14 protein-coding genes are annotated in these 23,689 nt (G+C 50.3%); 8 read left to right on the top strand and 6 right to left on the bottom strand.

What is annotated here, in order from left to right; genetic code table 11:
• Positions 1-174: 174 nt before the first annotated feature.
• Complete coding sequence (locus COW20_16545) at positions 175-972, top strand: hypothetical protein (protein PIW46528.1); 798 nt, start codon at positions 175-177, stop codon at positions 970-972.
• A 53-nt stretch (positions 973-1,025) separates the two neighbouring features.
• On the opposite strand, the gene COW20_16540 is transcribed toward COW20_16545, so the two are convergent.
• Positions 1,026-2,309 carry a hypothetical protein gene (locus COW20_16540; GenBank protein PIW46527.1) on the bottom strand — a complete coding sequence of 428 codons (1,284 nt, stop codon included), beginning with the start codon at positions 2,307-2,309 and terminating at the stop codon, positions 1,026-1,028.
• Between the two features lie 280 nt (positions 2,310-2,589).
• Between COW20_16540 and COW20_16535 the strand changes: the two genes are divergently transcribed.
• From COW20_16535 to COW20_16515, 5 genes are all read left to right on the top strand, one after another.
• On the top strand, positions 2,590-3,927 hold the full coding sequence (locus COW20_16535; protein ID PIW46526.1) for a hypothetical protein: 1,338 nt from the start codon (positions 2,590-2,592) through the stop codon (positions 3,925-3,927).
• 146 nt (positions 3,928-4,073) lie between these two features.
• Positions 4,074-5,720, top strand: a complete 1,647-nt coding sequence (locus COW20_16530; protein PIW46525.1) for a hypothetical protein — start codon at positions 4,074-4,076, stop codon at positions 5,718-5,720.
• On the top strand, positions 5,717-8,293 hold the full coding sequence (locus tag COW20_16525) for a hypothetical protein (GenBank protein ID PIW46524.1): 2,577 nt from the start codon (positions 5,717-5,719) through the stop codon (positions 8,291-8,293). Before COW20_16530 ends, COW20_16525 begins: the two co-directional genes overlap by 4 nt.
• A 77-nt stretch (positions 8,294-8,370) precedes the next feature.
• Positions 8,371-11,547, top strand: a complete 3,177-nt coding sequence (locus COW20_16520) for a hypothetical protein (GenBank protein ID PIW46523.1) — start codon at positions 8,371-8,373, stop codon at positions 11,545-11,547.
• A gap of 64 nt (positions 11,548-11,611) precedes the next feature.
• Positions 11,612-15,457: a hypothetical protein gene (locus COW20_16515; GenBank protein PIW46522.1), complete on the top strand. Its 3,846-nt coding sequence runs from the start codon at positions 11,612-11,614 to the stop codon at positions 15,455-15,457.
• Here COW20_16515 and COW20_16510 read toward each other — a convergent pair.
• From COW20_16510 to COW20_16495, 4 genes are read right to left on the bottom strand one after another with little or no spacing between them, the layout of a single operon-like run.
• Complete coding sequence (locus COW20_16510; protein ID PIW46521.1) at positions 15,451-16,176, bottom strand: hypothetical protein; 726 nt, start codon at positions 16,174-16,176, stop codon at positions 15,451-15,453. The genes COW20_16515 and COW20_16510 overlap by 7 nt on opposite strands.
• Positions 16,173-16,952 (bottom strand): hypothetical protein, encoded by a 780-nt coding sequence (locus COW20_16505; protein ID PIW46520.1) that lies wholly within the window; start codon positions 16,950-16,952, stop codon positions 16,173-16,175. Before COW20_16505 ends, COW20_16510 begins: the two co-directional genes overlap by 4 nt.
• Before the next feature lies 1 nt (position 16,953).
• Positions 16,954-17,721 carry a macrocin-O-methyltransferase gene (locus COW20_16500; protein ID PIW46519.1) on the bottom strand — a complete coding sequence of 256 codons (768 nt, stop codon included), beginning with the start codon at positions 17,719-17,721 and terminating at the stop codon, positions 16,954-16,956.
• Positions 17,714-18,835, bottom strand: a complete 1,122-nt coding sequence (locus COW20_16495; protein PIW46518.1) for an erythromycin biosynthesis sensory transduction protein eryC1 — start codon at positions 18,833-18,835, stop codon at positions 17,714-17,716. The genes COW20_16500 and COW20_16495 overlap by 8 nt, the downstream gene beginning before the upstream one ends.
• Positions 18,836-18,948: 113 nt before the next feature.
• On the opposite strand from COW20_16495, the gene COW20_16490 reads away from it, so the two are divergent.
• Positions 18,949-19,995 (top strand): hypothetical protein, encoded by a 1,047-nt coding sequence (locus COW20_16490; GenBank protein PIW46517.1) that lies wholly within the window; start codon positions 18,949-18,951, stop codon positions 19,993-19,995.
• Here the strand turns inward: COW20_16490 and COW20_16485 are convergent.
• A complete protein-coding gene (locus COW20_16485; GenBank protein PIW46516.1) occupies positions 19,992-22,277 on the bottom strand; it encodes an ATP-dependent helicase in 2,286 nt (761 codons plus the stop codon). The two genes, COW20_16490 and COW20_16485, sit on opposite strands and share 4 nt — an antisense overlap.
• A 93-nt stretch (positions 22,278-22,370) precedes the next feature.
• Here COW20_16485 and COW20_16480 point away from each other — a divergent pair, with 93 nt between their 5' ends.
• Entirely contained in the window at positions 22,371-23,687 is a 1,317-nt protein-coding gene (locus COW20_16480) for a hypothetical protein (protein PIW46515.1), read from the top strand.
• Positions 23,688-23,689: the final 2 nt, after the last annotated feature.

The raw sequence follows: 23,689 nt of genomic DNA, 5'->3' as shown, positions 1-23,689 counted from the left end.
ACAGATGCATAGGGATCTGGTTACGATAAATTCGAAGCTGAAATTTTCAAGGTCTGGGGGATAATTTTAGTGAGTTTTTTGCTTCCCTTATTTGGGGATCTGAAGCAACTTAAGGTACACTAAAATTCAGTAAATTTGCTCATGCTAAACAAGAGCTGCAGGCACAAATAAGACATGATGATGGAAGGCTTACCTGGAATGCCTCAGCCGGCGGATCCGGCTGCGGTTGATAAGTTTTTGTCTGAATTCAGCCAGAAATGTGTTGAATTTGGTTATTATTGCGATCAATATATGCGCAATGAAATTGGCATTGGCGATATTACCCGCCACTTAAGTGAAGCCACTGCCGATGCTGAAATGCAATTTGCGGAATATAGTTTTTCGATGTCGATGGAGCAACTCCAGCGCTATGGTGTCATTCAAAATTCATTGGACACCATGACCTTTAAACTCTTTGAAACTGAAATCGAACGCAATAAAGAAGTTGTGCTTGAAGCCCTTAAGCACGGTGAATATTTCATTATTGGCCTGACCTATAACTCAATCAAATCTTCTGTTTATATGATGAACAGTAAAAAGAAGATCAAAACTGAGCAGGAGCAGATGCTCGCAGAACTTGAGCGTGAGCAGGAAGCCACCCAGGGCATGGTCAAGGTACTCAAGGCAATTGAATCCGTGATCAAGGTAGAAAATGTTGCCCAAGTAGATTTTGCCAAAATTCAAAAAGCACTTGAAATTTACGTGAACTATTTCCGCAATGCAGAACATGTGCATACCAAACCCGCCTCCGATGAGCGCGTTTTTATTCTGTTTGGAGAACACGTCGATTTTCTCGCAGAAAATAATTTCGCGGGAGATAAAACCAATGCTGCCATGCATATTGGAAAATGCACAGGCATTCTTCAACTTTTGGCCCATACCGATGAACAAAAAATGCGCCTGGATATCTGGCGTCAGGTTGTAAACTCTTAAAGACTTTTTAAAATATTTTCTAAAAAAACAGCGGCCCGAGGGCCGCTGTTTTTTTAGATGTCTGTTCGCTCGGGCAAGAGCAATGCAAAGGCCGGAGAAAGCGTCATTCCACAGCAAATCATCAGGAGTGTTTGCAGGGGGATTTTGGCTTTATAGCCCATGCTCACCAATTCTGGCGCCATGGCAGAGAGAATATAGGTCACACTGAACATGGTGCCCATAATCATGCCAATCACAACAGGATTCATCTTGGGCTGACTCTGTAAAAGGGTTACCAAGGGAGCGACACTCAGAAACATGCCCACTCCCGTCAAGGCCAGCATCAGGGTCAAGACCCCTTTGTCACTGCTTTGCAAAGCCATCAAAGAAGCGACGGGTAAGAGCACTGAAGCCACCAGAATAAAGGGCTTGGTCTTTTTAAAGCTTTGCAGTAAAAAGCCTGTGGCAATCGAACTGACACAGCCCCACAGATTCAACCAACTCATCAATTGGTTGATTTCACCCTTGATGATCTTTTTACGCGCCACTTCGGTCATGCCTTCAGTCACCGGAACCAACCAGGTCACTTCCTGAAAATAGATCGGCAGCCAATAATTTAATACAAGGTAAAGCGCCAAAGGGCCCGCAAAGGACAAGGAAACAATCCAGGTCACAGGCATTTTCAAGGTATCGAGATAACCTGGCCCTTGAGATTCAACTTTCAGTTGGCCGGTACCTGAAACAGGGGCCTGTTTCGCCGGTGAAGGGGCCAAAGAGCCCACAGACAAAAGTCCAAGATAAAACAAACCGCTTAAAAGACTGTAAATCGCCAGGGTATACTTCCAACCCAAAGCTGCACTGAGAGGATTGGTAAGCTGAAGCGCCAGAATAATACCGATATTGACAGCGACTCCATTGAAAGCATTCACGATTGGACGCTGACCCGGAGGAAAAATCTGCATGGTCACCGCCCCCATCAAGGCCACCCAAATCGCCCCCCCCACGCCAAAGACAAAGCGTCCGGCAATCCACAGGGCATAGGCGGGTAAGAAGGGAATCAAAAGGCCAATGAGTATCAGGCCCCCACTTAAACGCAAGGTATTGGTCAAGCCCCAACGTGCAGCGAGAATGCCCGCCATGATCGGCACAATACTTTTAGCCAGAGAAACAATTGAATACAGAGAAGAGCCTTGCGATACGTCAATTTGCAAGGCCTTGAGCACCTCAGGAAGGACAGGAACAATTCCCAACCAGCTCATGCCAAAGGTTACATACATACCAAAAAGAATAAATGCAATGCCCCATTTTTTTTGAGCGGGCAAAAGGGCCTGCTGGGGTGATTGAACTGCTTGCGCCACGGTGCTTGCCTCCTTGAAATTTAACCTGATTTTAATATCTTTGAATTACAACTTACTTACAAGCCGCTCTAAAACGGGTTTTACCCCCAAGACTCATTTCCCAAGTTAAGAACTTGCCACAAATTCTTCGCTAAGTTTAGACTTAATTTCGCTATAATACCAGGGGAGAATGTAAGTGCGTTATCAAATTCAAACCTATCTTTCGATTCTCTTCATTTTGTAAGTGACTTGTAAGTTGAATATTATTTAGTTAATATTAAGTAAGAGTTAAAGTTATCTGATGTTTGGGATCAATCGGGATTTTTCAGGGAGCCTTCCAAAAATGCATTTACTCACTTCAGTCCGTCGCCTCACTGGCATCGCCGTTTTACTCAGTGTTTTCACAGCCTGCCAGGGAAATACGCTTTCACCCACTACTACAGGCGCACCTGCCCGCTTTAGTGCGCAGTCAACAACCGTTCCCAATCTTCAACCGGCCCAAACCGGCTTTGAAAAATTTCAGGTCGTCAAAGAAACCAAAGGCCAAATCTGGGCTAACATGGAATTGCTGCGTACCCCAGGCTTGCCTCAAGAGCCCATGCAGGATCGTGGCCGCCAACGGGATCCTGAAGTGGTCAGCTGTTTTGGCACCGAACTCCCTCCCTCTACCGATGTCTGTTTACATGATGCGGGGGCTCCTGCCCGGCTGAGTTCGCAAATTCCCGTGCTCTTGATTCACGGGGCCAATGTCAATGCCACTTCCAATTGGGCGCTGCCCCCCTATACCTCCCGTAAAAGTGGCTTGATGCAGCATTTAAAAAGTCAGGGTTTTCGCGTTTTCGCAGTCACCTTTGCCAATAAACACGGCGATAATTTCGTCTGGGTCAACCATATTCACAATGCCATCAACCGCATTCGCCAAGTCACAGGCGCCCCTCAGGTCGATGCTGTGGCCCATAGCAAGGGCGGGTTCAGCCTGCGCATGTATACCTCAGATATTCTGGCTCCCGGCATGAAACCCTATCACAAAAGTATCCGCAAAGCCCTGTTTATTGGCTCACCGCACCGGGGTCTGGATTATACCTTCCGTCACTCAGTGGTGCATTGGGCCTTGATTCCTGAGGATGACGATCCCGTCAAATACGCACCTGTAGCCTGGACCAAAGCCCTGATTTATGGCAGTTGGCGTGATTCTTCCCGCTCAAGCTTTGCCAGCCCCTATTTCAGAGGTCAAGCGCAAATGTTGGCCCGTTGGGACAAAACCTATCCCCTGATGCCCACCAATCCCGATTGGTATACCACCTATAACGGAGGCAAAGGCTTTGTCAGTGAAAGCCCCGGCATTGACGCGGTGATCAATGCCTCTGGCAATATCGTCGAAAAGATGAAACATTCTCCTGTGCGTCCTGAAATTCAAGTCGGACTCTTGGCTGGCAACAGCCCCAGCATTCCAGGCATTCTCAATGAAACCGATGGCCCCAGTGATGGCTTGGCATTGGTTAAAAGTACAGCTGCTGCTGAAGACTTAACGGCAGCTGGCGCTAAATTACTGGATCAGACGATCATGCCTTACCACCATATCGCCCTGGTTTTTGAACCCAAAGCCATGGATTGGGTTGTCACTCAGCTCAAAAAATAAGGGCCAAAGCTTCAGGCTTGAATCGTTGACTGAACAGTTGAAAAGAACTCTGCATCACGATTTAGAATCTCGCTCTGTGAGCGATTCTGATTCTGTGCTAGTATGCACTTAAATACTATCCATCCTTCGAGGAGAAGATTGCAAGCATGGATCTGAACAGCGCCCCCCACCAATCCAAAGACCTTTTCGCAGCGATTGAAAAATGGCAGGATCAGCCCCGGTTTATGATTCCGGCAGGTGAAAACTGGCAAAGTATTACCTGGAACCAATATGGCAAAGATGTCAGGGCCTTGGGAGGCTATCTGACAGGAGGCCTGGAAACCCAGGAAAAAGTGGCGGTACTCGGAAATACCAGCTATGCCTGGATAGTGGCTTACAGTGCGATTCAAAGTGTACGCGGCATTGTCGTGCCCATTTACCCTGCCAGCAAAGGCGATTTAATCGAATATTTTCTCGATCACTCCGAATCCCGAATCCTGTTCTGTGACGCCAGTTTTCTAAAAACCTTGGCCACCATTTCATTGGGAAAAATTGAAAAAATCATCCTCTTGGAAGGTGATGCAGACACGCACAACCTGCCTGTTCCCGTGCTTTCATTTGCACAGGCCCTAGAAGAAGGTCTGGGCCAGGGCGCAAGCTTTGAAAGCCGTTTGAGTACCGTCGCCAGTGAAGATCTCGCCACGATTATTTATACCTCTGGCACCACCGGCCTGCCCAAAGGGGTCATGCTCAGCCACAGCAATCTCGAAGCCAGTTCCCACGACTGGATTCAACTCAATGGCCCCCATATTCCCCAAAATGCAGTCGATATCCACTGGCTGCCCCTCTCCCACGCCTTTGGCATTGGTGCGATTATGCTCGGTAACCGGCTGGGCTGGCAGAGCTGGTTTGCCTCCCCCAAGGATGTACTGGATCGCTTTGCCAGTGTAAAACCCCATACCTTTCTTTCAGTGCCTGCCTATTGGGAAAAACTCTACCTGCAGATTCAAGCGGCAGGGGGAGACAAAGCAGCCTTTGAAAAAGTGACGGGAGGGCGCCTGGTTTTTGGGCTTTCAGGCGGTGCCGGGCTCAAAAAAGAAATCAAAGAGGGTTTTTATAACCTGGGCCTGCTCGTGATTGAAGGCTACGGACTGACAGAATGTTCTCCCACCCTGACCATGAACCGTTTTGAAGCCTTTAATTTTGATTCTGTCGGCGTAGCCTATCCCAGTGTGACCCTTAAATTGGCTGAAGATGGTGAAATTCTGGCAAAAGGCCCCAATGTGTTTAAGGGCTATTATAAAGACGCCGAAGCAACAGCTGGTGCCTTCGATCAAGCGGGATGGTTCAAAACCGGAGATGTCGGCCAATGGCTTGAGGGCGGATTTCTGAAGATCATTGATCGCAAAAAAGAAATTCTCGTAACCAGTGGCGGCAAAAATGTTCCGCCCCAAAATATTGAACGCAAATTTCAGGACAACCCCCTGATTCAGCATTTGATTGTCTATGGAGACGGAAAAAAATACCTGACGGCTTTGGTCACGCTTGAAGAAACAGCCTTGCGCAAAGCTTTAAACGATTCTGAAAGCCCCTGGGAAGCCCTCTGCACTTCAGAAAAGGCATATACCCTGGCCATGGAACAGATCCAGACCGTGAATCAGGAACTTGCCTCCTATGAAACTCTGAAAAAAATCTGGATTTGTCCCAAACCGCTGACGGTTGAAGACAATCTACTGACCGCTTCATTCAAGGCACGTCGCAAAGCCATTTATGAGCGTTACGGCAACGAGTTGGAGCAACTTTACCAGGCGTGAAGGCCCAAGCCCCCCCCCAAACCTCGCCTCAGCTGAATTTTCTTGTGGCTCCGGGTGGCTACGGAAAAACCTGGTGGTTAACAGCCCAGGCTGCGCGTCTTGGGGGAAACCGCATTCGATTGGACAGCCACCGTCTGCCTGAAATTGAAAAAGCAGGCCTCTGGGCACTGCTCAGCCAAGAGCTGGACGCCCTGGGTCTGGAAAGCCCAAGCGAAAACACAGCGGAAGCCTGGATCAAGCACTTCAGCAAGGCTGCAGTTTGGGTTCAGATCGACGATTGGCATCGACTTGAAAACCAGAGCAGCTGTCTTGAATGGGTGCAAGAAATTCTGCGTTGCCCTCAAGTTCCTTTTAATTTCACGCTCTGCAGTCGCAGACGGCCTGATTTACCGATTGCAGCCAGCTGTGCTTCGGGAAATGCCCACTACTTAGACCAAGAGGATCTAAAATGGTCGCAAGCACAGGCGGAACAGGAATGGCGAAAAGCGGGTCTGGAATGGTCTGATTCAGCCCTCCAGCGCTGGCAAAAACAGGCGGGCTGGCCCTTGGGTTGTGCACTAGAAATTCGCTATGAAACAGGCCAACTCGGGGAATCGGCCTATGAAACCCTGCTCAATCAAGCCATAGATCAGCTTTTCAAAGATCTCAGCCAAGACTGGCAAGAATTCATGAATCCAGCCCGTTTACCCGAATTGCGCCGTTGGCAATTGGCACCGGATCAATGGCTGCCGCTCTGGCGCAAACGGCTCTTCTCACATCTGCTGCTCAGCGCACAAGCCTGGCTAATGCGAGCCCTGCAAACTGACAAATCGCCCTTTGAAAGTCAGGTGCTTTTGGAAAGAGGGCTGGCACTCTGTAAGCCAGCTGAAGCGCCACTGCGCCTTTCAATGCTAACCCGCCTTGCTCATTTTGCTTCGCTTGAAGCACGCTGGTCTGATCTGGATCAGGCCCTAGCAGAAGCAGAGCCGCTGCTGAGCGAAGGCTATGCCGTCGACAAAGCCGCCTGGTATTACCAAAAAGCCAACCGAGCCCGCCAGCTCTGCCAATACCAGGAAGTCGCACAACATCTAAAAGCCCTGTTTGATTTGCGAGCCGATTCAGGGGCGGCACTGAATCTTCAGGCCCGAGGCTATATCCTGCAAGGTTTGAGTGCCTACCAGCAGGGGGAATATGCACAAACCCGACGTTCCTATCAGCAGGCCCAGGTGCTGGCTCAAACCGAACAAAACTCGCAAATGCTGCTGGAACTTGAAATCATGCTGGCCTTTTTGGATGCCTTGCAGGGTCAGGAAAACCAACTTCCAGAGACCATTCTTGAACAGGTGGCCCAGGAACCGCTCGCAGCCCAACCCATGATGTGGTTGAACCTAACCTTTTTAAGAATTTTAGGTGAGCATCTCGATCTGAAACTGGGCCGTGAAATACTTGAAAAAGTGAGAGAAACCTCTAAAGCGCTCAACTGGAATTTTATGACCCCTTTGATTGCGGATGTCGAAGCCCGTCTCTGGCGTTTTCACAAATCCTATGACAGTGCCTTGCGTTTGCATGAGCAGGCCCTTGCGCTTTTGCCCGAAAACACCTTTGAGTCGCTGCACGCACGGCTCAATCTGGCCTTGACCTGTTCTCGCCTTGACGACAAACAGCGTGCAATTCAAACCCTTGAAGAAGTGGTAAAAGAAGCTGAACAGAGCGGCTCGTTCAGCCTTTTGCGTGAAGCACGTGTTGCCCTACAGGAATTGTGCCCAGAAAGCGCCCAAAGCAAAATAACGCCCAACCGCCCCAAAACCCTGATCCAAACGCCTCAAACCAGCTCTCATCTGTCGATCCGATTGCTTGGCGGATTTCAGATTGAAGTGGGGGAAGCCCCGCTCACGCATTGGCCCCGCAAGAAAGCCAAGCATATCTTGATACAGTTGCTCTTTCACCCCCACGGTATGCACCGTGAAAGTCTTGCCGACTGGCTTTCAGGCAGCGATGATTTAGAACAGGCCCTGCGCCAGCTCGATGTGCATATTCACTCCCTGCGCAAAGTGCTTGAGCCCGATCGCAAAGGCAAACAGGCCTCTGAATTTATTCACTTTCACGATGCCTGTTACAGTTTTAACTGGCAGGCAGATTTTTTCTGGGATTACCAAAGCTTAAACGAAGCCAGTCAGGAATGGCTGAAACTGCGAGAAAACACACCCGATCAGGCTTATCTATCAGCCGCAAAAGCCTTAAAACTGTATCAAGGGCCTTTGTTGCCAGAATTGGATTTTGCAGATTATTGGCTGGCTGAACGGGAAGGGCTTGAAAGAAAAATCAGTGATTTGGTGAGTTGGAGCGTGGCCTGGCTCTGCCAGCAAAACCGTCCAGAAGAGGCAGAAGAAATTGCCGATCGCATGCTCAGCATTGATCCCTGTAATGAAACCAGTTTTGCAGCCTTGCTTGAAATCGCGACCTTCCGAAAAAGCTTGGGACGCCTCAAACGTATTTACCACCAAATGGAAGAAGCCTTTGCACGGAAATGGGAAACCCCTCCCCCCGAAGAACTGGAAATGCTTTATAAACGGCTTGAAAAGAAACTCAGCTGATTTTTTCTTATAAGAACGATAAAATATTTGGCAAAATGGGTATATTGTACCCAGTGTCTTTTCTAAAGGAGTGAGGTATGAGCACCACAGGCCCGCTGAACAATCCCATCATTCAACCCGTGGCCCCTCTCAGCCCGCCGCCACGCCCCAACCCACCCTGTCCAACAGGCATCAATCCCCCCCCTCCGGCTTCCCCAACAGAAAGCGAAGCCTTGCCCAGCCAAGATCAAACCGGCCGCTATGCCGAGACAGAATTTGATCCCATCGCCTTCAATGCGCCGGAAACGCTGCCCCCCGATTCCAATCTGCAAAAAATGGAAGCGGATTTGGAGGATTTAGAATCGATTCTTAGCCACCAAGTCAGCAATGATCCCAGCAGCCTGACACCTATTCCTGCAGACAAACGGGAAAACCTGGACGCACTTGCACAAAGTTTAGGCTTCCGCAATTGCCGCATGCTGCAGCAACAATTGCGAAATCTCGGTCCTGAACAGGTTCAAAATTTGATGCAGACCCTCAAGGCTGGCCTGAATGCGCTTCCCAAAGGCAGCAATGGCAAAGTAGAGCCTGCGGTTTTACAAAGCAAGCTCTCAGAAGTCTTTGAAACACATTTGCGTACAGAAATCAGCCAACTGTTTACCCAGGATGGCTATCCCGCCCCAGAATTTAAAGAAAGTGGCAGCCATTGGGACAGTGCCTCCTTGGCTTCTGTTTACAATGCCCTCAGTGAAATCCGAGAAACATCGCCAGGAAAGCTAGAGGTCATTGCCCGTTCAGCGGGGCAGAATAAAAATGGCGATCAACTGCCTCTGAGCTTTAACCGGGCACCGGCTCCCCCAGTCAGCACAACAGATAATTTTCTCGATAGCATGAATCAGGCCATGTACCTGGCCCATGCCAATCAGGAAAGGGGCGAAATCACACTCAGTGATACAGCGGTTCAGGCCGATCAGAATGAAGTCGTTCGCCATATTACCGGCAAATTGGATCTGCTGACACGCAATCTTTTGCAGGATGGCACCCCCAGCCCTGAATATACCCCTCAGGAACTTGCCGAACGCCACCTTGATGGTAACAACACCACTGAATTACAGCGCGTTCTCCTGACAGAATATGTGGATAAATATGGCGGGGTCGAAAATCTTCAAAAGGCGATCAATTTTATTACCCGCTACCGGGCTTTGGATCGGCCTGAAAACGTAAGGGCAGGCAGCACGCCCTTTGCCATGATTCCTGAAGATGGCAATGCCATGTCCCGCGATATGCACCAATTGCTCGGGAGAATGGGACCCGTGCTCTTGCGTCAGGTGGCCGCCCGCATGGAGCAGACCCATGCCGTTTCTCAACTCCAAGGGTTTATGCGGGAATCCAGCCCCTATGGTCAACGCGCAAATCTCTCAAGTGATGGCATTTATGGGGCCCAAACCACGGCCTCAGTGCGCCAGTTTCAAATGACCCTGGCTCTCAATACCTTCAAGGAACGGCTTGAAGATGATAAAAAACTGTCTGAGCCCCAGCGCATGGAAATGCTGCACTTTTTTGAGAGCCAATTCCACAAATTAGAAGATCATCCCAATCAATTCAAACAAATTATGCGGGATGTGAATACACGGATGCAGGGATTATTGGCCCCCCCCCCTCAGGTTTCGGAAGATACAGCCCAATTATTGCAGACTGATTTAAGCTTCATGAGCAAATTGGCCGACGGTATTTTTGATACCAGTACCGCCTCCCATCTGGTGAGCAGTTGGTTCAATGTCATGGACTCTGGCAGTGGCCTGGACATGGCGGAACAACTGGTTTCACATGAAGTGAGCCATCTTTGGGAACACCAACTGGATCAGGAAAGCAATTTACAGGTACTGGATAATTGGGGCCGCTTTTTTGAAGGCAGTGATTCGCGAGAAGACTTTGGCGTTTTTCACATGAGCAGTCAGGATTATCATGATCAGACCCACAATGACCGGACAGCATCCAGTGATTATGGCTCCATCAGCCCCAGTGAGGACTTTGCTGAGGCCAGTCGCGTTTTCACCTATGATCCCCAGCGGCTCTTGCGTCGATCGCTGCTTAAATTTTTGGTGATGAATTCACTCCAGGGCAACCCCCACAATTCAAGCGAGATTCTGCGCATGGCAGAGGCCAGCGGCTATACCCGAGAACAGGTTCAAGCCGGACTCAATACTGTGCTGGGCTATGGCCAAAACCCGATCCGGTTTACTCCTACACTCGCGAGCCGTCTGGATCAGGATTATGCCCCGCTGCGTCAAGCCTTGCAAAGAACTGAGCCAGAGATACCACATCATGAAGCCGCTCCCCACGCTCCGGATTCGCCAACAGGGGACAGCGAACATGGGATTGAAAGAACCTCACCCGACACAGGTCTGGCTCCTGCCAATGATTTGCGTGTACCCGAAAATGAAAGTGGTTGGAGCCTTGATTATTTACAGGAACGCTATAACAGCGCAATCAATCGCTTGAACAATCCGCAACTTTCTCAAGAAGAACGCAGAAGCGTTCAGGCCGAAATTGCCCAATTTGAAGAAACCTTTTTGAGCCAGGGGCTAGAAGGTCTGCAGGACGACAAAATTCCTGCGGAAGCAAAATCGGCCCTGGATCAGGCACTCAACAGCCAGGAATACACAGGCAATCAGGCCCTCCAGGGAAGGGCCATTTTATTGGCGCTCGCCAAAATCCGAGCCCAAGGATATTTGGATTTGAACCAGGAACCCCGTCTGAAAGATTATTTGCCCTTGGGTTTTCAAGGCATGCTTCAAAACCAGGACTATCTCGCCTCTCTGACCTATGGTCAGAACCAGGGGCGCAGTGTCAGCCCCACCAGCGTAACCACCCACGCACTTTCAGAGTCCCACCGACTGGATCAAGCCGCAAAACGCATGATGTCGCAGGTTCCCATGATTTCCAATTGGGTCAGCGGTGCCGTTCAAATGCTGACCAGCCCCCTTCAATCAGAGAGCTTACAAGATCGCATCAGTAGCGCCACTGACTCATCTATCACTGCCGTTTCACAAGCATCGCGTATTCAGCAATTGAGTTCAAATTCAAATTTTACACGGGCCTGGCAATTGTATGGAAAAACCATGGAAACCGTTGCGCATACCATGGGAATTCCCTTGCCTGTGCCCAGCAAAGAAGAATTTGCCCGCATGATTTTATCTCAAGCCGGCAATGACACCAGCCCCCAGCATATCGAGCAGATTTTACGCCGCTTTTTGGCAGAGACTCAACCATGAAGTTAGCGATCAGATTGAGACAGGTTACAATGAATTTCGGACACCCACGAAAGCAGGATTTCAGATGCAAAGCTTAGGCCCCAGTAACAATCCGATTTTGACAGAATTTCGCAGCCGACTTCAAGGCGACGCTACACTGAAGCAGAATCTCGAAACACAAGTCAATGACAAGGTACAAAAGTCAGGCACCCCAGGGGTCATCGACAGCGAAAAATACAAACAACTGCAAACAGAATTTTTGAACAAAATGGGGGTCACCGATCCTGCCAAAGCGACCCCAGAACAGTTGAATGCGGTTGAAAAACTGGTTGCCGATGCCCTCGATGGGCAATTGGACGGCAAAAATGACCTGCAAGACAGTGAAAGCATCGTCAGTGAATTGGCCAAAGGCGCCCAAGAAAACAGCGAGTTTGATCCCGTGGGCTTTCAATTAAAAATGCCCACCAAACCCCAGGGTTCAGAAACCCCCTCCCCAGCGGCTCGAATGACAGCCACCAAGCTGAGTCAAACGGGCATGATTCAAAACCTCTATGCCGCAGATAAAAATACCCTGGCAGATAAAATGCTCGATCGTCTGCTGGTTAAACCCCAAGATATTCCCGCCAGTGAAATGAATGAGCTTTTGAAACTGGTAAGAGAACACCGCCAGAGTGAGACCGCCAAAGTTCAATTGGCCGCCACAAATCAAGCCAAAGCCCTGCTTGAAAAACAAGCGATCCCCGAAGGCAGCAAGGCCAGCCTGAAAAAAGCTCTGGAGACGCTTGAAAGCAAGCCAGAAGATCCGCAGGCCCTTGATAGTTTGAGCAATTTAGTCGATCAACTGGGCACAGATCCTCAAGCGGATATCGCTCCCTCAGCCCCGGTCGTTGAAGAAAATTTTGAACCCGGCGGTGAAATACCTGAGCGCAGCGAAACCCCTGAAGGGGGAGCGAATACGGATGCTCCTGCGGTGACAGAGACCGGCGCAGGAGAAAGCCCTGCGGAAAGTCAACCTGCCGCTGAAGCAGGTACAGATCCCCTGGCTGAAATTGCAGCCAAATTGGAATCCAGTGCCACCCCTGCAGATCAGAAACAGGCCCTGCTTACGGACCTGCTCTCCAAATTGGATCCCGGCAAAGCCAGTGACCCCAAACAGGGTGAAATGCTGGCCATGATTCTGGCCGATGGAAGCCCAGAACAACAGAAACAGGCCATCGATAAACTTTTACGCCCCCATGATAACGACGCCAAAGCCTTGACCCAGCTGTATAACGCAGCCGCACAGGGAGCCCAGAAACTCAAACTCAAAACCCCAGTCATGCCGATTCTGGCCAAAACACATTTCGCAACCCTGGGTGGCCCCAATGCCAACCAGGTGCGCTTTGACATTCTGATGAAAATTGAAGACAAATCTCCCCCTGATGCCGACTTCAATACCCCCCCGCATCAATTGGCCACGCTGCGCCCGCTTTTGGAAGCGCTTAAAAACAAAGAAAATAACCATGCCGATTTACGGGCGATTCGTAATCTGGCCTCCAATCTGGTCAGCGAGTATGCGCAACAACAATCAAATGCTCTGCAAAACAATCACGGCACCATGATCGGAGGCGTTCAGGTCGGTGGGGGAGCCAATGGCCCCAGCAGCGTTACCAATACCACGATCAACCCCGCCGATTTTGAGCGGGCCAACCGGATTATCAAAATCATTGATTGGTTGATGAAAGATGAAAATGGCACAAATCCTGGCGTTGTGCCCCAACCCAAACCACAACCCGAAAAACCGCCCGTGTTAGAAAAACCGGCAACCCAACCTCAACCCGTGGTCGTACCGCCCCCCACGGGCGATGGAGACAGCCCTGCCGTGGTGTCTCCCCCAGAAGAAACACCCCCTGAGGTTAAAGATTTTTCGACCCAGAACTTCTTAGAGCGCATGCAGCGCTATCGCGAAAACCAAAATCTGGAAGAACTGCTGAAAGATCTCAACAACGAAGATCAGGTTAAACTGGTGCGTTTGCTGGATGAGAGTGCAGATGGCGACTTCCAAAAACCCGATGGCAGTTCAGAAACTTTAGAAGTGCCTGGTAAACAGGAAGCCAAGCAGGCCCTTGAAGCCCTGATGCCACGCTTACATACTCTGCCTGCAGCCAGCAGAGGTGAAATGGCTGCCCAATTGCTGGGCAAGGGCACACGTCCCGACCTTGCACTCAGCCTGTTCAAACAAGCCAAAGAAGAAGGAAACCTGCCCGAGTTGATGGCCCATCTGCGCAAGGATGGCCAGGATATGAGCGCAGAAATTCCTCGCCAGCTTTCGAATGACGATGCTGGAAAAGTTTTGGCCTGGATGGTGACCAGCGAAGGCCAGGATCGTCAGAACGCCGCTCAGATCAGCCAAACCGTGCGTGAGCTTTCAAAATACATGGTTCAGGATGACAATATCACCCGCGCATTTATGCGTGAAATGCAGGATTTTGCAGGTCGCCCCGGCAATCAAGAAAAAGGTCTGGGCATCATCAAAGATCATTTGGGTCAGGATTTGGTCAAGCAATTGACTGAAAATCTGGATCGCGGTTGGGTCACAGCCAAAGATCGTGAGTTTATGCTGAAACTCTCCGCTGCAGCCGGAACGCAAATGGGCAACGCCCAGGTACAGCAATTGTTGAATCTTGGCGATTACCGCAATGCCCTTGAAATCATGAAAGGCTCATCGGATCAGGATTTGGCAGCCATCCTTTCCAGTGCTGATCAGAATAAACTCAGGGCGGCTTTTAACAGCAACCCAGGCCAGTTTGCTGAAACCCTTGAGCGCCTGGAACGCCCGTCAGCTCAAATGGCCCCTGGCGACAGAGCGGCATTGCAGAGCAATTTGAATGCACTGATCAAAGCCCTGCCGATGGAAAAACTGCGTGAAAGCTGGAATAGCCTGGCCCGTGACGGCAAGTTGGAACTCGGCAATGAAACGCGAGAAGCCTTGCTGGCCCGCTTTGCTGCCGCCGGTGATTTTGAAGCCAGCAAAACCCTCTTTCAGGGCGGTATGGGCTTAGAAGCTGCGGGGGGAGAAAGCCGCAACCGCATGCTGGATACGCTTTCAGCCCAAATCACCAAAACCCGTGACCCGCAAAAAGCAGGCCAAGCCCTGAGTTGGATTCTCGAAGGGGGCAAGCGCACCCAAATTGAACGCGCTTTCCGCAATGTGAATCAGGATTCCTGGTTTGGCCCCCGCAAAGGTGAAATGGTCAATGCAGCCATGACCCTGGGCAAAGATCGTCTGCGGGGCAAACTCTCCCTGGATACGATTCAGTATATGGCAGGATCCCTGAATAATTTCAGTTCCAAAGTGGGCGCAAAGGCCCCTCAGTTTGTCAGAGAAACCCTCGGGCTGGGCGATTTTAATAAAAATGTTCAGAATATCCGGGCCTTGGCAGAACTGGGCAACCGCGATGCCAAAGCCGCAATCATGCGTGATTTGATGGATTATTGGACCCCTGCCCAGTCTGAAACCCTGATCCACGATATCCTGCGCGATTCGGCAAAAACCGGGGATTTCAAGCCTTTGGTTGACCGCCTGGGAACTTCCAGCCTGAATGGCGCACAACGCCTTTCAGAGGAACTCGAAGATCGCGGCGAACTGGGACGGATTATGGGTTCTGTCGTAGAGCATTATGGCCCAGGCACAGACAAAGCCATCAACGACATCCTGGGGCGTTGGAACCGCACGAGCATCAAATCAGATGATTTTATTCACAATATGCTCAAAAGCCTGGAACCCGACGCAGCCAAAAAACTGGCAGATAAACTCTCAGCAGAAACCCTGCGTACCCTAATCGACTGGACCGATGATGCCTTCAGAGATGGCAATGCCCTGCACCTGGATGCCGAAAGCCAATGGTCCATCGATATTCTGCAGGCAGCGTTAAAATTAAAGGGTCAGTAGGCTTCTTCTGGTACAGGCCAGTATTCGCCATCTTCCAAGGTCGTTCCGGGGGGCAAGACCGAAAGCGGTTCGATCCGGCAATTCTTGCCGACCGTTACCAAGGGTGCAAAACTGCAGCCGGTACCGATCCACGTGCCGTCTCCGATTGAGACATTCGGGCCAATCTGACAATTGCCCCCGATATTGACATTTTTGCCAATTTCAATCGGGCCCAAATGAAGCTTGTCTGTGCTCATAAAATGCCCCGTTAAAATCGAACCCGAGCCGATCATCGAATCGGGCCCAATCGAAATCAAAGACAAATCGACAAAATCCACATCCGCAGAAATCGAAGTGGAATAGGCAATTTTAGCCCCCAAAGCGCGAAAGGCCAGCCAGCGCAACCCTGCAGAATAGAGAATCAGGTTCTTGATGGGATGCAGCCACACCAAGCGGTTCAAACTGAAATAGAGCGTCCAGAGATAAAAGCCTGAACTCTTGGGAACCAGATAATCGCCAGCCTTTAAAACAGGCAGTAAACAGCGGATGCCGCAGACCAAAACAAGCATCAGCCCGAGATAGATCAGCGCAAAACAGGGAAACAAAAGCCCCAGCCAAAGGGGAGCCAAAACCGATGCCAAAAGTGCATAAAAACTGAAAACAAGCCCCAGGGCAAAGCCATGTGTCAAAGTAAAAAGAAAGAGCAAAACAAGATCATAAAACAAGTAGGCCAAGCTCACTTGCCCCCCTCAACTTCCCAGGTATCAAGGTTTAGAGCGTGTTTTTCAAGCGGCCCCACAAAATAGCGCGAATCGATGCTGATACGCAGCGTTTGCGACAGATTGGGAGCCGATTCATGAATCACCCAGGGATTTAAAATAAGGCCATCTCCTGGCTTTAATACAGGTTGTTCTTTCACCCAGCCCGTATCAGAGACTGCTCCCTGCCAAAAAAGCTTCTCAGGTTCCGCTTGGGGTTGTTCTGGCAAATGGCCTGTTCCCTTGTAAAAAATCACGCCGCCACACAAGCTGTCAATCGGGACAAAGGGTGTCCAAAGCGTTACGAAGTCTCGCATATGGCGATTGTAGCTGATATCCTGATGGGCAGGCACTCCCGCCCAGCGGTTTTCCGGCAAAACAAAGCGGGCTGTGGGGGGCATGTGCATATGAACAGATTGCTCAGGATAGAGTTGCGCCAAAAGCGCTTTCACTCGGGGGCTGCGCGGTATTGCCCACAGCATAGGATCCAAACGGGTTTTTAATTGAAAATGCCCCACCAAAATTTGACGCAGATCAGCTGATAAATCCGCAAAAAGCGAAGGTTCCTGCTCACTTTTGACCATAAAAGCGAGTAAATCTTCAGGGCTTTCAATGCGAAGCTCGGCCTTCAGAAAATCCATCAACTGCGCATAGGCTTCACTTAAAAAATTGCCAACCGTACTCACTGTTTCTGCGGGAATCAAGTCGGGCAGTACCTGATAACCCTGGGTTTGAAAATGGCTAAGATCAAAGCGCATTTCAGGGTTTTACCAAATAGCCCGCAGGCACATTGGTCCAGGGCAGGGTTTTGATACTGAGATCAGGTTTATCTGCCAGAAACTCGTCAACCGCTTGGGTTTCACCCGGCCATTCTTTGATCGCGTATTCATCAAAGAGCAGAATACCCCCCCGTGAAAGCTTCGGCCAAATCGCTTCAAGTGCCGCCCAAGTCGGGCGGTACAGATCGCAGTCAAAATGAACCAGCGAAAAACGAACACCTGGATGGGCCTGCACAAAAGCAGGAACCGTCTCTTCGATATTGCCTTCTACCAATTTGATCCGATCTTTCCAGGGCACAAAACGATCGGCATCAAAAATCTCGATTGCGGCCTTCAACTCGGCATAAAATTCGGCGGGAGAAAAGCCCCCCACTTCTTTGTGGGTCTGCTCATGGTTTGCGCCATCTTCGGGTGCAATCTCAACAAACCCCTGCCAATTATCAAAGCCATAGACGGTTTTGGTACGATCCCCGACACAGAAGGTTTCCAAGAGATTGGCCCAGGTCATCAGCCCCAGACCACGAAAAACACCCAATTCGACAATATCCCCCGGCACTTCAAGGGTTTGCTGAAAAAACTGGCTATGCGCCAAAAAACGTTTCAACCACTGTCGCCGCGCCAAAACGGGAAAGAGCTGGATCGCCTCCAAGGGGGAGATCTGAAAGCGCTCGCAATGCGCAGCCAAGCGCTGCTCAAGTGCTTGATCCGGGCCTGTTTTTTTAAAGCCATCAAAGGGTAAATCAGCCATATAGAACTTCCAAATTTTGTTTAAGAGCAGATACCACGGCCTCCTGCTCAGACGCCAGCAATTCAGGAAAAAGCGGAATGGCCAGGGTGGTTTCGGCCGCCAACTCGGCTTCAGGGCAACTGTTTTCAGGCCAGCGGTCAGCATAAACTGCCTGGCGGTGCTGAGCCACTGGATAATAGGCAAGACATTCAAACCCAGCTTCGGCCATGGCTTTCTGCAGGACGTCGCGCTTTGCGGGTACCCGCAAGGCGTAATGGTGAAAAACACTGGTGGTTGCTTCAGAAATTTCAAGCGGGGGGCGCTGCACATTCACGCCCTCTAAAAGCGTGTGATAATGGCGGGCCAGTTCCCGGCGGCGGCTGTTCCAGCCCTCAAGATAGGGCAATTTTACTCGCAGAATCGCGGCTTGAACTGCATCCAAACGGGAATTGAAGCCGGTATAATCTTGGATATTTTTACGGGGCATGCCATGTTCCCGCAACCCCTGTAGCTTGGCATAGAGTGGTTCTGAATCGGTGGTGATCAGGCCGCCATCGCCATAACAGCCCAGATTTTTGGTCGGAAAAAAGCTGAAACAGCCCGCATCACCCAAGGCTCCCACTTTTTGCCCGTGATAACTGGCCCCAATCGCCTGGGCACAGTCTTCAATCACCTTGAGCCCATGATTTCGGGCAAAAGCCAGGATGGCTTGCATATCACAGGGATAGCCATGTAAATGAATTGGCAAAACCGCTTTGACCCCCGGAACCAGCGCGCCTTCCAGCAAAGCCGGATTGAGACAATCATTTCCGGGCAAGATATCTACAAAAACAGGTTCAGCCCCGGTTCGGCTAATCGCTTCGGCTGTGGCGGTAAAACTCATGGCCGAGGTGATCACCTTGTCACCCGGCCCAATCCCCGCTGCCAGCAAGGCCAGAATCAGGGCATCGGTGCCCGAATTGACACCCACTGCATATTTCACACCCAAATAAGCAGCCAATTCCTGCTCACAGGCCTGAAGCACTGGCCCCTTGATATACCAGCCCGAGGCAAAAACGGCCTCAACCGCCGGACGGATTTCTGCTGCCAGGGCTTCGTACTGCCGTTTGAGGTCGGTAATCGCGAGTCGGGACATGGGAGATACTACCTGCTTGATTGGGATAGTTCAGTATATCACTCCTGTTTTTTTATTTGCCTTGTGACCAGCCAGTCAAACCACTCAGGCTTGGCGAGCGGTATACTGTTTTCATGTCTGCACATCTTCAACAAAATCAACAAAAAGTGCTCGCTACGGGTCTGATCGGCTGTGGCCATTGGGGCCCCAATTACCTGCGTGTTTTTCAGCAATTGACAGGCACCGAGATTCTGCAAGCGGCAGATCTCAATCCCCAACGTCGGGAAAGCCTGAAAAGCCAATTCTCCGCTGTTGAATTCTGTGAAAACGCCTCAGAGATTTTTAAGAATCCGCAAATTGATGCTGTGGTGATCGCAACCCCCGCCACCAGCCATTTTGAATTGGTCTCACAGGCCCTAAGAGCTGGCAAGCACGTGCTCTGTGAAAAACCTTTGACCCTGCGCATAGAAGAAGGCCAAGCACTCACACAATTGGCTGCTGCCCAAGCAAAAATCCTGATGGTAGGCCATACTTTTCTCTTCAATACCGGCATTCGCCAGCTCAAAAGCTATTTAACGCAAAACCTGCTCGGTGAACTTTATTACCTGCATTCCACCCGCACCAATCTTGGCCCGATTCGCAGTGATGTGGGGGCGATTGAGGATCTTGCCAGCCACGATATCTCGATCTTTAACTATCTGCTCGACAGCCTTCCGCTTGAAGTTTCAGCACGGGCCCATTCCTGTCTGCCCCACCCGCACGAAGATATCGCCTTTATCACCCTCAGCTACCCTGACAAAATTGCAGCGCATGTGCATGTCAGCTGGCTGAATCCCGTCAAGGTAAGGCAAATGACCCTGGTCGGCAGTCAAAAAATGGTCACTTGGGACGATATCAATACCACTGAACCGATTCGAATTTATGAAGCCGGCGTCATGCAGGAACCCTATTACCAGGATTTTGGCCAGTACCAGCTTTTGCCCAAGCAGGGGGATACACATATTCCCCGCCTGCAAATGTCAGAACCCCTCAAGGCCGAAGTGCAGGAATTTTTAAACGCGATTCACAGCCAAACCCCACCTTTTTCTGACGGGAATTTTGGAACCGGGGTGGTAAAAGTCTTAGACGCCATTCGCGCCTCTCTGAACGCCGGAGGCAGCCCAATTCAAATCAGCCCTTAAACCTGGGTCTCTGAAAAAGCATGGGTCAAACCCTGATGGCCGTCTAAAAAACGTGAGACCTGGGTAAAAACCGCATCATAGCTTTGGTGCCAGGCCGGATAACTCAAAAACAGATACTCACGGGCACGGGTACAGGCCACATAAAACAGTCGGCGTTCCTCTTCCAATTCATCAAGGCGTTTGAGTGAACGGGCCGAGGGCAAGAGTCCATCGAGCAGGTGGGGAATAAAAACAGCCGACCATTCCAAGCCCTTGGCAGAGTGAATCGTCGAAAGGACCACCGGTTTTTCTTCACGCTCATCAATCAATGGCGTGGTGCCATCCTGGTATTTTTGGGAGGGGGGATCCAATGCAAAATCTGAAAGAAAAGTTTCAAGTTTTTTGTATTTGCGTGCCAATTGCAGCAAAATCTCTAAATCAGGTAAGCGTTGAGACCAATCGCTTTCTACTTCGCGCAGCAAAGGCGCATAATAGCTTTGCAGACATTCCAGTTGGGCCACCACACTCGGGGCCTGGCGGGCTGCTTCCAGCGTGGTATAAAGGGTTTGAAGATCCGGTGCAAATTTTTTCTTGCCCAAACCATTGAGAACAAACTGCCCCTGGTGCGTGCGCACGCTTTCAATAATCTTGCGGGCAGTGACCTGCCCCACCCCTGGAATCAGTTTGAGAATCCGGTGCCAGGCCACCGCATCAAAGCCATTGAGCAAAAGACGCGCCAGGGCTACCAAATCTTTCACATGGCGGCGCTCAGTGAAGCGAATTCCCCCATACACCACATAGGGGATGCTGCGGCGCAGCAGCTCCGCTTGAATATAATTGCTGTGAAAGCCAGACCGATAGAGCACTGCCATCTCTGAAAGTTCAAGCCCCTGTTCGCGCAGGGCCAGAATCTGATCGACCACCCAAATCGCTTCATCCTCCGTGCTAAAGTGCTTGCAAACTTCAGGCGTGATGCCCTGTTTGCGCTCGCTGAAAAGATGTTTGGGATAGCCCAAGCGGGCTTGTTTCAGCAAGGCATTGCTGAAATCCAGCAGGGGTTGACTGCTGCGGTAGTTCTGTTCAAGTCGCACAATTTTACAATCGGGCCAGGACTCTGGGAAAAGCAGGATATTCTCAAGTTCTGCCCCCCGAAAAGCATAAATACTTTGGGCATCGTCACCCACCACCATCAGGTTGCGGTGCTTCTCAGCCAGATGATCGGCAAGCTCTTTCTGCACCTTGTTGGTATCCTGGTATTCATCCACCATGATATGGTCAAAAAGATTCTGCACCGAGCGTTTGAAAGCCGGGTTTTCCCGCAGACCAAGATTGACCTGATCGAGCAAATCATCATAATCGAGCAAAAAATGCCGCCGTTTGTACTCCTGAAAAACAGACTCCAGGGTTTCAAGTTCTTCAAGATAGGTTTCAAGCCCCTTAAAATCACGTGCCACAACCTCGGCAATCGTCATCTGACAATTGCGGGACCGGGAAATCAATTCCTGAATTCGGCTCTTTTTGGGAAAGGCCCTGCTCTGCTTGTCAAACTTCAATTCCTGACGAATCAAATCAATGATATCTTCAGCATCGACCGTGTCGATAATACTGAAATGGGGGTCGAGATTCAAGAGTTTGGCGTAACGGCGCAGTAAATGGCTGGCAAAAGAGTGAAAGGTTCCCCCCATGACCTTTTCGGCGCGTTCCGACTGCAGTAGCCCACGGGAGCGCTGCAGCATTTCTGCAGAAGCCTTGCGGGTAAAGGTCAGCAAGAGAATCCGTTCAGGGGGCGTGCCTGTTTCAAGCAGATAGTTCAGGCGGTAAACCAAGGTACGGGTTTTGCCACTGCCTGCCCCTGCCAAAATTAAAAGTGGGCCCGAGGTGGTTGTAACAGCAGCCAGTTGACGGGCATTGAGTTCGTGGGCGTAATCGAGCTTGAGACCGGGTTTTAAATCGGCCACAGGCTCAAGTAGGTGTCGGCGTTCCACTTCCTGGCGCAGTTTTTCAAAACGGGCCAGACGGGCCTGCATATTTGAATCAATTTCAGGCTCGAGATAAAAATTCTGGGAAGTTTGCACGGCCTGCGTTTTTTCAGGGGGCCCCGTATCGGCATAAAAATTGAGAAAAGAGCGAATCAGATCGTCGCGCGAAATACGTTCCATGATTGCTGAAATGCCCCCTTGCAGGTTTTCATTGTACCCGATATTGACAGTTTGACTGTATGGTATTGATTTTTTGAAATAATTCCATTTTGTGATATTTTCAGATATCCCGATATAAAACCAGACATCCTCAGATTTCAGCAAAGAATTGGAAAGATCGGACGTTTGAAGCCGGGCTCCAAAAATGATAAACTAAACTTAACAAATGGTTAATTCCAGTCTGAAAAGGATGATTCAATGACCTTTTCCCCGCGCTTGCTGACCCTTGCCTCGCTTGTATTACTGAGTGCCTGTTCTGCGGCACTGAAGCCGATCAGCCTGCAACCGCTCAATCGCCAGTCTTCCAATCTTACCCGTTTCAGCGCCAATCGCACTCCTGCCAAAGCCATGCGCGCCTATTTTGGCAATCTGCACTCACATACCTCTTATTCTGATGGTATTCTCAACCCCCGTGAAGCCTATCGCATGGCCATTGGCAATGGTCTTGACTTTATGGCCGTGACAGAACACAATCACGAAGCTGCCGGGGGCAGTGATGGCATTTATCTCACCCCCCAGCTCTACGAAGATCTCAAGAAAAACGCGCGGGAATTCACCACTCCAGGCAAATTTGCAGCCCTCTATGGTCAGGAATTTTCAACCATCTCCAGTGGCAACCATATGAATATTTTCAATGCCGCCAATATTGTCGATGTCGGCAATGGTGATTTTAAAACCCTGTTTGAAAAGTATCTGCCCGCACACCCTGAGATCGCTTTTGTTCAATTTAATCACCCCAATTTCAAGCGCGATTTAGGTCTGGCTGAAAATACCCCCCAACCTCAAATCTTCAAAACCGATCAGCAGGGCCACCAGCAAATGGAAGCCCGGCTCCTGCCGATTGGCATGATGCGCTCAAATCTTTTCAACGACTATGGCTATGATGACTATAACCGTGATTTTCAAGCCTTGGCAAAAGCAGCCAATCCCTGGGTGCGCAGCATTGAAATTCTCAATGGCCCCGGCACCAATCCCAAACCGATAGCCAAAGCTGAAGCCTATATGGAAGAAGATTATTTCTTTTATCTCAACCAGGGCTTTAAATTGGGGCCAACGGCCGATCAAGACAATCACTATGCCCACTGGGGCAGTTTGCATCCAGGGCGCAGCGGCGTTTTGGCAAGCGAACTGACGCCTGAAGGCATTTACGAAGGTCTGCGGGCCCGCAGAATTTTTGCCACAGAAGACAAAAACATGGCCGTTTATTTTACCGCCAATGGCCATTGGATGGGCGAAGACCTGCCTGCCGCTGGAGAAGTTCAACTTGAAATTCAGATCGAAGACAAAGATGAGCCCCAGGCCCAGTATCTGCTGCAAATTTTCACAGATACTCCCGGCCAGAATACGGCAAAGCCCATTGTTCAACAGACCCTGAATCCTGGCCAGAAACAGTTTCAGTTCGTCTGGCGCCCAGAAGTAGGCCAGGAAAACTATGCCTTTGTCAAAATTACCCAAACCAATGCCGATGGCAGTTTTGATGATGCCTGGACCGCCCCGGTCTGGATCAAACCTTAAAA

It is taken from the genome of bacterium (Candidatus Blackallbacteria) CG13_big_fil_rev_8_21_14_2_50_49_14, assembly GCA_002783405.1.
Classification (GTDB): domain Bacteria; phylum Cyanobacteriota; class Sericytochromatia; order UBA7694; family UBA7694.
This window is presented reverse-complemented; position numbering and strand designations above follow the sequence as displayed.